The 9992-nt window shown below is 65.5% G+C and carries 8 protein-coding genes; 3 read left to right on the top strand and 5 right to left on the bottom strand.

Going from position 1 to position 9992, the window contains the following annotated elements; genetic code table 11:
• Positions 1-239: 239 nt before the first annotated feature.
• Positions 240-2552, bottom strand: coding sequence for a 5-methyltetrahydropteroyltriglutamate--homocysteine S-methyltransferase (gene metE, locus ACESMD_RS07255; protein ID WP_372611733.1), 2313 nt, complete (start codon positions 2550-2552; stop codon positions 240-242).
• A gap of 103 nt (positions 2553-2655) precedes the next feature.
• On the opposite strand from metE, the gene ACESMD_RS07250 reads away from it, so the two are divergent.
• Entirely contained in the window at positions 2656-3570 is a 915-nt protein-coding gene (locus tag ACESMD_RS07250; RefSeq protein WP_372611731.1) for a LysR family transcriptional regulator, read from the top strand.
• On the opposite strand, the gene ACESMD_RS07245 is transcribed toward ACESMD_RS07250, so the two are convergent.
• Both ACESMD_RS07245 and ACESMD_RS07240 read right to left on the bottom strand, forming a co-directional pair.
• On the bottom strand, positions 3557-5173 hold the full coding sequence (locus ACESMD_RS07245) for an ATP-binding protein (protein ID WP_372611730.1): 1617 nt from the start codon (positions 5171-5173) through the stop codon (positions 3557-3559). The two genes, ACESMD_RS07250 and ACESMD_RS07245, sit on opposite strands and share 14 nt — an antisense overlap.
• Before the next feature lie 3 nt (positions 5174-5176).
• On the bottom strand, positions 5177-5890 hold the full coding sequence (locus ACESMD_RS07240) for a winged helix-turn-helix domain-containing protein (protein WP_372611729.1): 714 nt from the start codon (positions 5888-5890) through the stop codon (positions 5177-5179).
• Between the two features lie 252 nt (positions 5891-6142).
• On the opposite strand from ACESMD_RS07240, the gene ACESMD_RS07235 reads away from it, so the two are divergent.
• On the top strand, positions 6143-6373 hold the full coding sequence (locus ACESMD_RS07235; RefSeq protein WP_372611728.1) for a DUF3565 domain-containing protein: 231 nt from the start codon (positions 6143-6145) through the stop codon (positions 6371-6373).
• 231 nt (positions 6374-6604) lie between these two features.
• Here the strand turns inward: ACESMD_RS07235 and ACESMD_RS07230 are convergent, their stop codons facing one another.
• Both ACESMD_RS07230 and ACESMD_RS07225 read right to left on the bottom strand, forming a co-directional pair.
• A complete protein-coding gene (locus ACESMD_RS07230) occupies positions 6605-7270 on the bottom strand; it encodes a cupin domain-containing protein (protein WP_372611735.1) in 666 nt (221 codons plus the stop codon).
• Positions 7271-7343: 73 nt separating this feature from the next.
• A complete protein-coding gene (locus ACESMD_RS07225) occupies positions 7344-7964 on the bottom strand; it encodes a rhomboid family intramembrane serine protease (RefSeq protein ID WP_372611726.1) in 621 nt (206 codons plus the stop codon).
• Positions 7965-8101: 137 nt separating this feature from the next.
• Here ACESMD_RS07225 and ACESMD_RS07220 point away from each other — a divergent pair, with 137 nt between their 5' ends.
• Entirely contained in the window at positions 8102-9919 is a 1818-nt protein-coding gene (locus ACESMD_RS07220) for a monovalent cation:proton antiporter-2 (CPA2) family protein (RefSeq protein WP_372611724.1), read from the top strand.
• Positions 9920-9992: the final 73 nt, after the last annotated feature.

Raw genomic sequence — 9992 nt, 5'->3', positions numbered from 1 at the left:
GGCCCCTCCCTCCTCGCGGGGCGCCCCGATATCGGCGATCTCGGGGCGCGTCGTCACCCCGTCCGGGGTGGCGGCGCAGCCGGCCAGCAGCAAGGCCGCCCCCAGCAGGACCAGGAGACGGGCGGCGGAAGCGGTGTGACGAGACATGAAGGCTCCTTGCGTGTCGGCGATGTTCCCTGAACCACCAGCATACCAGCCGTCCCGCCCCTGCGCGCCGGCTCCCGGCTCAACGCTTGGCATCAGCCATGGCGACGCCTCAGCACCCGCGCCGCCTCGACCATGTTGGCCAGGGCCAGCTCCACCTCGGCCCAGCCGCGAGTCTTGAGACCGCAGTCAGGGTTCACCCAGAGTCGCTCGACCGGGATGCGCTCGGCGGCCTTCTCCATCAGCGCCACCATCCAGGCCACCTCGGGAATGTTCGGCGAGTGGATATCGTAGACGCCCGGGCCGATGGCGTTGGGATAGGCGAAGTCCTGGAAGGCATCGAGCAGCTCCATGTCCGATCGCGAGGTCTCGATGGTGATGACATCGGCATCCAGCGCCGCGATGGAGGCGATGATGTCGTTGAACTCCGAATAGCACATGTGCGTGTGGATCTGCGTCTCGTCACGCACGCCCGCCGCCGCCAGCTGGAAGCACTCGACGGCCCAGTCGAGGTAGCCCTGCCACGCGGCGCGGCGCAGCGGCAGCCCCTCGCGCAGCGCCGGCTCATCGATCTGGATGGCGCGGATGCCCGCCGCCTCGAGGTCGAGCACCTCGTCGCGCAGCGCCAGGGCGATCTGCCGGCAGGTCGTCTCCCGGGGCTGGTCGTCGCGCACGAAGGACCACTGCAGCATGGTGACCGGCCCGGTGAGCATGCCCTTCATCGGCCGGTCGGTGAGCGACTGGGCGTACTCGCTCCAGCGCACCGTCATGGGGCCGGGCCGGCTGACGTCGCCAAAGAGGATCGGCGGCTTGACGCAGCGCGTCCCGTAGCTCTGCACCCAGCCGAAGCGGGTGAAGGCATAGCCCTCGAGCTGTTCGCCGAAGTACTCGACCATATCGTTGCGTTCCGGCTCGCCGTGCACCGGCATGTCGATGCCCAGCGCTTCCTGGTGGGCTACCCCCCGGGCGATCTCCTCGCGCATCCGCGCCTCGTAGGCCTCGGCCGGCAGGTCGCCGGCCTTGAAGGCGCGCCGGTCGGCGCGGATCTCGCCGGTCTGGGGAAAGGAGCCGATCGTGGTGGTGGGAAACAACGGCAGGGCGAGATGGCGCTGCTGGGCCAGGGCCCGTTCGGCAAAGGGACGCCGGCGCAGGGTATCGGCCGCCGTCACGCCGGCCAGCCGCTCGGCCACCGCGGGGCGATGCAGTTGCGTGGCCTCGCGGCGGGCCTGCAGCGCCAGGCTGGCGGCCTCGAGCCGCTCGCGCTCGCATGGCGTGTCGCGACCATCGAGCAGCCGGGCGAGGGTCACGATCTCGTCGAGCTTCTGGCGTGCGAAGGCCAGCCAGCGTTTCAGTTGCGGGGCAAGCTCGCGCTCGTTGTCGAGATCCACCGGCACATGCAGCAAGGAACAGGACGCCGACAGCCATAGCCGCTCGCCCAGGCGCCGGTGTGCCTCCACCAGGCCCTCGCGTAGCCGGGCCAGGTCGGCCCGCCAGATGTTGCGCCCGTCGATGGCACCCACCGAGAGCACCTTGTGGGGCAGCAGGCGGTCCAGCACCGTCTCCAGCTGGTCAGGGGCACTCACCACGTCGATGTGCAGCCCCGCCACCGGAAGCGTCACGGCGAGACCGAGATTGTCGCCCAGGCCGCCGTAGACACTGGCCAGCAGCAGCTTGACCGGGGCGCTTCCGAGCACGTGGTAGGCACGCTCATAGGCTTGTCGCCAGGCGCGGGGCAGGTCCTGCACCAGCGCCGGCTCGTCGAGCTGCACCCACGCCACGCCCTGTCCGGCAAGCCGTTCGAGGATCTCGCCATAGACCGGTAACAGTGCCTCCAGCAGAGCCAGGCGGTCGAACTCATCGTCTGGCAACGGCTCGCCCCTGACCTTGCCCAGCCAGAGCCAGGTCAGCGGCCCGATCAAGGTCACCTTGACCGGATGGCCAGCCGCCAGTGCCTCGTCGACCTGGTCGAACAGTGCCGAACTGGCCAGGCGAAAGGCCTGTCCCTCATGCAGCTCGGGCACCAGATAGTGGTAGTTGGTATCGAAATACTTGGTCATCTCGCAGGCCGCGGCCGGCTCGCCACTGGGGGCCCGTCCCCGGGCCATGCGAAAGGCGGTATCCAGCGACACCTCGCCGCCTGCCACCTCGTCCTCGGCACCGAACCGGGCCGGCACCGCCCCCAGCAGCACCGAGACGTCGAGCACCTGATCGTAGAAGGCGAAGTCGCCCACCGTCACCAGGTCGAGTCCGGCCTCGCGCTGAGCCGTCCAGTTCGTCAGGCGCAGGGCGCGCCCGGTGGCCTCGAGGGCCTCCTGGTCGAGCGTTCCCTGCCAGTAGGCCTCGGTGGCGCGCTTCAGTTCGCGATCCGCGCCGATGCGCGGATAGCCGATGACATGAGCCAGCGTCATGATGACGTCCTTTCTGCATGAATGATGCAGGGAAGTATCGCTGGCCAGGGAGTGTGCATCAAACTAAACTTTCACATCTTTAAGATGAATCAGGCTCACTCGAATGCTCGAACTTCGCCACTTGCGCACCCTGGTTGCCCTACGCGATGCCGGTTCTCTGGTCGAGGCCGCCGAACGGGTTCACCTGACCCAATCGGCCCTTTCCCACCAGATCAAGGATCTAGAGGAACGACTGGACAGCCAGTTGTTCATGCGCAAGACCCGACCGGTGGCCTTCACCCGAGCCGGGCAACGGCTGCTTACCCTTGCCGAACAGGTACTGCCCCAGGTCCGCATGGCCGAACGCGACCTGGCCCGGCTGGCCGGCACCGAACAGGGACGCCTGCACATGGCCATCGAATGCCACAGCTGCTTCCAGTGGCTGATGCCGACCATCGACCACTTCCGCGACCACTGGCCGGAGGTGGAGATCGACATCCCCGATGGCTACCACTTCGATCCCCTGCCGGCCCTGGCCCGGGAACAGCTCGACCTGGTGATCACCGCCGACCCCCAACCACTGGCGGGCATCTTCTACGAACCCCTCTTTCGCTATGAGGGGCTCCTGGCAGTCGGCCGCCAGCACCGGCTCGCCGGCAAGTCCTTCGTCACTCCGCAAGACCTGGCCGAGGAGACTCTTATCACCTATCCGGTGGAACACGCCCGCCTTGACGTCTTCACCCAGTTCCTCGACCCCGCCGGGGTACGCCCGAGTGAACTGCGCACGGCCGAGCTGACCATCATGATGATGCAGCTCGTCGCCAGCGGCCGGGGCGTCTGCGCACTACCCAACTGGGCACTCACAGAGTACCTGGAGCGCCATTATGTCCGCGCAGTGCCGCTGGGCGAAACGGGGGTCTGGAGCACACTCTTCGCCGCCATCCGCGAGGAGACCCGAGAGGCACCCTGGATGCAGGACTTCCTGCGTACCGCCCGGGAGACATCCTTCGCGGTGCTCGAGAGCATCAAGCCGGCGTAGTCAGGCGTCGGGACACCAACAGGGTGAAGCGCGCGCCACCCAGGGTGGGGCTTTCGTCGACCGAGGCGCTGCCGCCATGCCAGGTCATCACCTTCTGCACGATGGACAGGCCCAGACCATACCCGCCCGAACGACGCGTGCGACTGTCGTCCAGCCGGGCGAAGGGCTTGAAGACCTGCAGGCGCTCCGCGGGGGGGATGCCGGGGCCGTCATCTTCCACGTCCAGGCGGACCAGTCGGGCCTCCCCATGGAGGCGGATCACCACCCTGGACCTCGCATGACGACAGGCATTGGCCACCAGGTTCTGCAAGGCCCGTTGCAGGTAACGCGATTCGGCCTTGACCTCGACCTCATCCCCGTCGGCGAGCTCGATCCGCAGGTGGCCATGGAGTGGACTCAGGGCATCGATCACTCGCTCAGCCATGGCGCGGCAGTCCACCAGGGTGAGTTCGAGTTCCATGCCATTGGCGGACTCACTCCCCAGCCTCGCATAGGTCAGGATCTCGTCGATCAGGCCGTCGAGCTCGTCGATGTCGCCGTCGATACCCCGCAGCTGACGTCGAATCGGCGCGTCATCGGTCATGTCCTCGACCATCTGGACGGCGAAGCGGATACGCGCCACCGGGGTGCGCAATTCATGGGACACGGCCCGGATCATGTCCTGCTGGGCGCGCAACAGCGACTGCACCTGGGTCGCCATGCCATTGAAGGCCATGCCCAGTCGCCCCAGGAAATCACTGCTCTCGACCTTGACTCGGGTATCCAGACGCCCACCGGCAATACGCGTCGCGGCCAGCTCGAGTCGCGCCACCCTCGCCTCCACCCCCCGCACAATCAGGTAGATGGTCACCGCCAGAACGCCCAGCAGGATGAAAAGAAGGAACAGCTGAAGTGCTCCCGGCATGGGCTCGAAGGCCGTCACCGGGCCGATGACCAGCCAGCGGACAGAGGTGTCCGGACCCTCGAGACGCAGAAACATCGACATCGACCAGCGCCCCGGCAACAGCCGGATCACCACCTCGCCCTCCTCCAGCCGTGACATCTGGCGGGGATAGAGACCTTCCGGCACCCGGTCGCTGAGCTCGACCGGGATGCTGCCTCGAGCGACCCGCTGCAAACGCCGTTGACGCTCCTGGCCCTGGACGCCGGACAGCCAGTCGCCGAAAAGCTCGGTCAAGCCGTGCAGTTGCTGCTCGCTGAGCCCCGCCAGGTGCACCTCCAGCAACTGGTCACTGCCCGGCAGCAACTGCTGGAGGCGCCAGCCATGGTCACCACGGGACTTGACCAGCACCCGGCCGTTTGTCAGACGGGTGCGTTCAAAATAGTTCAGGGAGATGGCATCGGCGGGATAGAGCGTCATGGCCATGTCCAGTTGCTCGGAGTGCTGCTCCAACCAAGGGATTCGCTGTTGCTCGGGAAGGTCCACGAGAACCTCCACCAGGAGTTGCATGGGCGCCTGGGCGAGTTGCTCGCGGTAGTGTTCGCGCCGCACCTGATCGACCATGGCCAGACCGATCAGGGCCAGGCCGAAGGTCAACAGCAGCGCCAGAGCCAGGAGCACATAGACACGCAGGAAGGTGCTGTCGGCCAGGGAACGCCGCATGGCTCAGCTATCCCTGACGAAGAGATAGCCCTTGCTGCGAACCGTCTTGATGCGATGCGGCTGGTTGGGATCGTCGCCGATCTTGGGGCGGATTCGCGACACCCTCACGTCGATGGAGCGATCCTGGCCATCATAACGGATGCCCCGCAGCTGGGAGAAGATCTCCTCGCGGGTCAGGACCCGCCCGGCATTGCTCGCCAGTAGCCACAGCAGGTCGAACTCGGCACTGGTCAGATCGATGCGTTTACCACTCAGCCAGGCCTCGCGTGTGGCACTGTCGATATCCAGGTTACCGAAGGCAAGGCGCGCACCTCCCTCGGGCTCGATGATGTCGGTGCGTCGCAGCAGGGCCCGCATTCGGGCCAGCAGTACCCTGGGCTGGACCGGCTTGGAGACATAGTCATCGGCGCCCATTTCCAGGCCCAGCACCTGATCCATGTCGTCGGTGCGGGCGGTCAGCATCATGATGGGGCCGGGATAGTCGGGACGTACCCGGCGACAGATCGACAGGCCATCCTCCCCGGGCAGCATCAGGTCGAGGATCACCAGATCCGGCTGCAATGCCAGTATCCGTTCGACACCACGGGCACCATCGGCCTCGATCGAGACGCGAAAGCCGTTGGCCGTGAGGTAATCGCGGGTCAACTCGGCCAGCCGCTCATCGTCCTCGATGATCAACACATGGTCCTGTTCCTGAAGTTTCAAACTCTCGTCCATCCTCTGTATCCATCCTGACCGGCAGGTAAAAGTGACAGGCCGACGGCCAACAAGCCTCGGCAGCCGCCATTGGTTAAAGGATACCCGAAAACGACGATCGCGCCTGCCCATTGCAGATCGGCGACAGGCGGGGATTGAATATCTGACCGACGCGGGCTACCGTTGGAAACACTGCATATACCGGGCCGACCAAGGAGGCTCAAGCCATGAGCGAGCGCAAGAGTGTCATCAAGTGAGTCTTTGTTCCTGCCCATGCAGCAACCTATCATCGGCTACCATCGCGACGACGAAGGCCACTGGGTGGCCGAGCTGGCCTGTGGCCACAATCAGCATGTCCGCCATCAGCCACCCTGGACGGAGCGGCCCTGGGTGACTACCGCGGCCGGTCGACGCTCACGCCTGGGCCTGAAGCTATCCTGCGTGAAGTGCGACCGGAGCGAGCCCCGGGACAACCCCTTTGTGGATAATCCGCTTTCCGAATGACATCGGCCGCCCGAAGACGACCCGATGACTGACACTTGACGGATGCAAGCCCGCTATCCCTTGGGACCCAGCAGCAACCAGATGATCGAGCCAACCACTTCAATACCCATTCGACCTCTCCCTAGTCCAGGCGGCGGAATGCCGTCAGATATAGGGTAACCGCAGAAGTCGTCATTGACACCATCACGGCCGGTGAAGACTTGTCAGTGACGGCAGCGGGCGAGGGATTCCTCACCCGGGCAGCATGTGCCCGACCTTGACGTAGATCAGCGCGCCGTCCTCCCCGGTGAAGGGAGTGTGCTGGCTGCGATGGGGACTGCGCAGCCAGCTGCCGGCCGGATAGGCACCATGCTCGTCGTGGAAGGTGCCCTCGAGAACCAGGATCTCCTCACCGCCCCAGTGGGCGTGAGTCTGGAAGCGGGTGTTCGGCGCCCAGCGCACCAGCGCCACATGCTCACCTTCGATGTCATGCAGCGGCAGCACCTCGAGCCCGTCTACCAGACCGGGGCGCCATGACCCGGCACGGGTGTCGATGACCTTCTGGTCGGTATCGGCCGGCGAGAACTGGTGCAGCTTGACGAAGATCAGTGCCCCCGTCTCCCCGACCCGCGGGGCATGGGCAGACCCGATCGGGTTGCGCAGGTAGTGGCCCGCGGAGTAGCGACCATGCTCATCGGCGAACTCGCCCTCCAGCACCAGGATCTCCTCGCCACCGCCGTGTTCGTGGGTCGGGAAGGTGCTGTTGGGTGCATAGCGCACCAGAGAGGTGGCGCGGGCCACCTCATCGCCGACGCGGTCCAGCATCATGCGCTCCACACCCGGCATGGGAGACGCCACCCAGTGGTACTGATCGGGGGTGACCACCGCTCTCTGGTGGAAATCGGCATTGAGCTGCATCAGGTTAACCTCTAGTTGCAACTGGGCGTCCTGCGCCCGGTGGGAATTATTTTCAAGGATCCGCTGAATCCTGTCATCCGCCCAATTGCTGCCACAACCGAGGCAATACCCCCGGGTCCAGCAGCAGTGTTATCACGACACCGCCCAGCGCACCCCCCAAGTGAGCCTCATGGGCCAACCCGCCGACCTGATGCGGCCCGCGTTTCTGCATCGCCATGACAGAAATCGCCACGAACCCGATGGCAAAGGCGAAGGCGGGGATGGGGATCACGAAGAAGAGATAGAGCAGGCGGAAAGGCTCGTAGAGACAGAAGGCAAAGAGCACACCACTGATGGAGCCCGAGGCACCGACAGCAGAATATCGAGCATTTCGTCGCTGGATGACGAGTGACAGGCCGTGTGCGGCGATCTCGGAACCGAAATAGAGGATCAGATAGCCTATCGGACCCAGAGCGATCTCCAGCCAGGGACCGAAGAAGTAGAGGGTGATCATGTTGACCAGCAAGTGCAGGCCATTGACATGCACGAAACCGGCCGTGAACAACCGATAGACCTCGCCGTGGCGCAGGATCCGTTCGGGACGAAAGGCGAGTCGGCTGATGAGCCCAGGCCCCCGGGACAGCACATAAAGACTGAGCACGATGTTGGCTACCAGCAATGCCAGGGTGATCGGCGTCTGCGTCAGGTCCAGCATTCGAGTTCTCCATGAATCGTGAGGCCGTATGGTAACAGCTCGACTATCACGACAGGTCATCTGGGGATGCTGGGCCGAGCGGGGTAGAATAGGCAGCTGACCCCACTTCTCTCACCGGCAGATCAAAGGAGTCACCCTTGGCCACCGACCTGCTGCTCAACGCCCTGATCTTCCTCGCGGCGGCGGTGCTGATCGTACCGGTGTTCAAGCGCCTGGGGCTGGGCGAGGTGCTGGGATACCTGGCCGCCGGGGTGGTCATCGGTCCCTCCGTACTGGGCCTGGTGGCCGATGCCGAGGCGGTGCTGCAGTTCGCCCAGGTAGGTATCGTCTTCCTGCTCTTCGTCATCGGTCTGGAACTCAAGCCCTCGCGCCTCAAGGTGATGCGCAAGGCCGTCTTCGGCTTCGGCAGTCTCCAGGTGGCGGTGACCACCGGCCTGCTTTCCCTGGCCGCCTGGTGGCTGGGCCTCCCTCCGGCAGCGGCGCTGGTGGTGGGTTTCAGCCTGGGGCTCTGCTCCACACCCCTGGTGCTCCAGCTGCTCGGTGAACGCAAGGAACTCCAGACCCGGCACGGGCGCAATGCCTTCGCCCTGCTGCTGTTCCAGGACCTGGCGGCGATCCCGGTGCTGGCGATCATCCCCATCCTGGCCGCCGACTCGCTGCTGGCCAATGGGCTGATACCCCTGCTCGCCGAGTTACTGATTGCCGCCGGAGCCTTCTCCGGGCTGATCGTCGGCGGTCACTACCTGCTGCGGCCGCTGTTCCACTACGCCGCCGCCACGCGCAGCCGCGAGGTCTTCGCCGGCACCGTCCTGCTGGTGGTGATCGGGGCCGCCCTGCTGATGGAACTGGCCGGGCTCTCCATGGCCTTGGGCGCCTTCATCGCCGGCGTGCTGCTCGCCGACTCGGAATATCGTCACAACATCGAGGCCGATATCGAGCCCTTCCGGGGCCTGCTGCTGGGGCTCTTCTTCATGGCGGTGGGCATGATGGCACAGATCGGCCTGCTGGCCGAGATGCCCCTGATCGTGATCGGCCTGACGCTGGGCCTGGTCGGCCTCAAGGCCCTGACCATGCTGATCGCGGCCAGGCTCTATCGCAACAACTGGAAGGAGGCCAGCAACCTGTCCGTGCTGCTGTCACAGGGTGGCGAGTTCGGCTTCGTGCTGCTCACCGCCGCCGCGACTGCCGCCCTGCTCGATCAGGGCCTGATGAGCCTGCTGATCCTGGTGATCTCGCTGTCCATGGCGACCACGCCGCTGCTCTTCCAGCTTCATGTGCGCGGCATCCGACAGCTATTCGTCTCGCGCCGGCCCAAGCCGGCCTTCGACAGCCCCACCGACGAGTCCCCGCAGATCATCATTGCCGGCTTCGGTCGCTTCGGGCAGATCATGGGGCGGGCCCTTCAGGGGCTGAAGATCCCCTACACGGTGCTCGACATCAACGCCGACCAGGTCGAGGTGGTGCGCCGCTACGGCAACAAGGTCTATTACGGGGATGCCTCGCGTATCGACCTGCTCAAGGCCGCCGGCGCGGAAAAGGCCAGGGTGATGGTGGTGGCGGTGGGCGATACGGAGGCCTCCATGCGCATCGTCGAGCAGGTCCGCCGCCAGTTTCCGCACCTCAAGCTCTATGCCCGGGCCCGCAACCGTTACCATGCCCACTTGCTGATGCGAGCCGGGGTCACTCATATCGTGCGCGAGTTGCTCCCGGCCAGTCTCGAACTGACCCGCGACGCCCTGATCGGCCTGGGCATTCCCCCGCAACAGGCCCAGCATACCATCGACACCTTCCGCCCCCACGACGAGGAGGCGCTGATGCGCCAGCTGGAGGTATTCGGCAACGAGAAGCAGCAGCGGCAGACCATTCAGGAAGCGGCCAGGGAACTCGAGACGCTCTACGAGGCCGACGAGGACATCGCCACCCGGGTGGAGGAGATTCCCCGCCAGCCCCGCTGACTCAGCCCCTGCCTAAGCGGGTACTACGGCCCGGAGGTCGCCGGGCCATTTCCACATTGATCAGGGCACCGAG

The sequence above is a fragment of the Halomonas sp. genome, from assembly GCF_041689495.1.
Lineage (GTDB): Bacteria > Pseudomonadota > Gammaproteobacteria > Pseudomonadales > Halomonadaceae > Halomonas.
This window is presented reverse-complemented; position numbering and strand designations above follow the sequence as displayed.

Bases quoted from the DNA above. Each gene is read 5' to 3' on its own strand.
- ACESMD_RS07245 (WP_372611730.1), bottom strand. From the start codon at position 5,173: ATGCGGCGTTCCCTGGCCGACAGCACCTTCCTGCGTGTCTATGTGCTC.
- ACESMD_RS07235 (WP_372611728.1), top strand. From the start codon at position 6,143: ATGCAGCAACCTATCATCGGCTACCATCGCGACGACGAAGGCCACTGG.
- metE (WP_372611733.1), bottom strand. From the start codon at position 2,552: ATGACGCTGGCTCATGTCATCGGCTATCCGCGCATCGGCGCGGATCGC.
- ACESMD_RS07230 (WP_372611735.1), bottom strand. From the start codon at position 7,270: ATGCAGCTCAATGCCGATTTCCACCAGAGAGCGGTGGTCACCCCCGAT.
- ACESMD_RS07225 (WP_372611726.1), bottom strand. From the start codon at position 7,964: ATGCTGGACCTGACGCAGACGCCGATCACCCTGGCATTGCTGGTAGCC.
- ACESMD_RS07250 (WP_372611731.1), top strand. From the start codon at position 2,656: ATGCTCGAACTTCGCCACTTGCGCACCCTGGTTGCCCTACGCGATGCC.
- ACESMD_RS07240 (WP_372611729.1), bottom strand. From the start codon at position 5,890: ATGGACGAGAGTTTGAAACTTCAGGAACAGGACCATGTGTTGATCATC.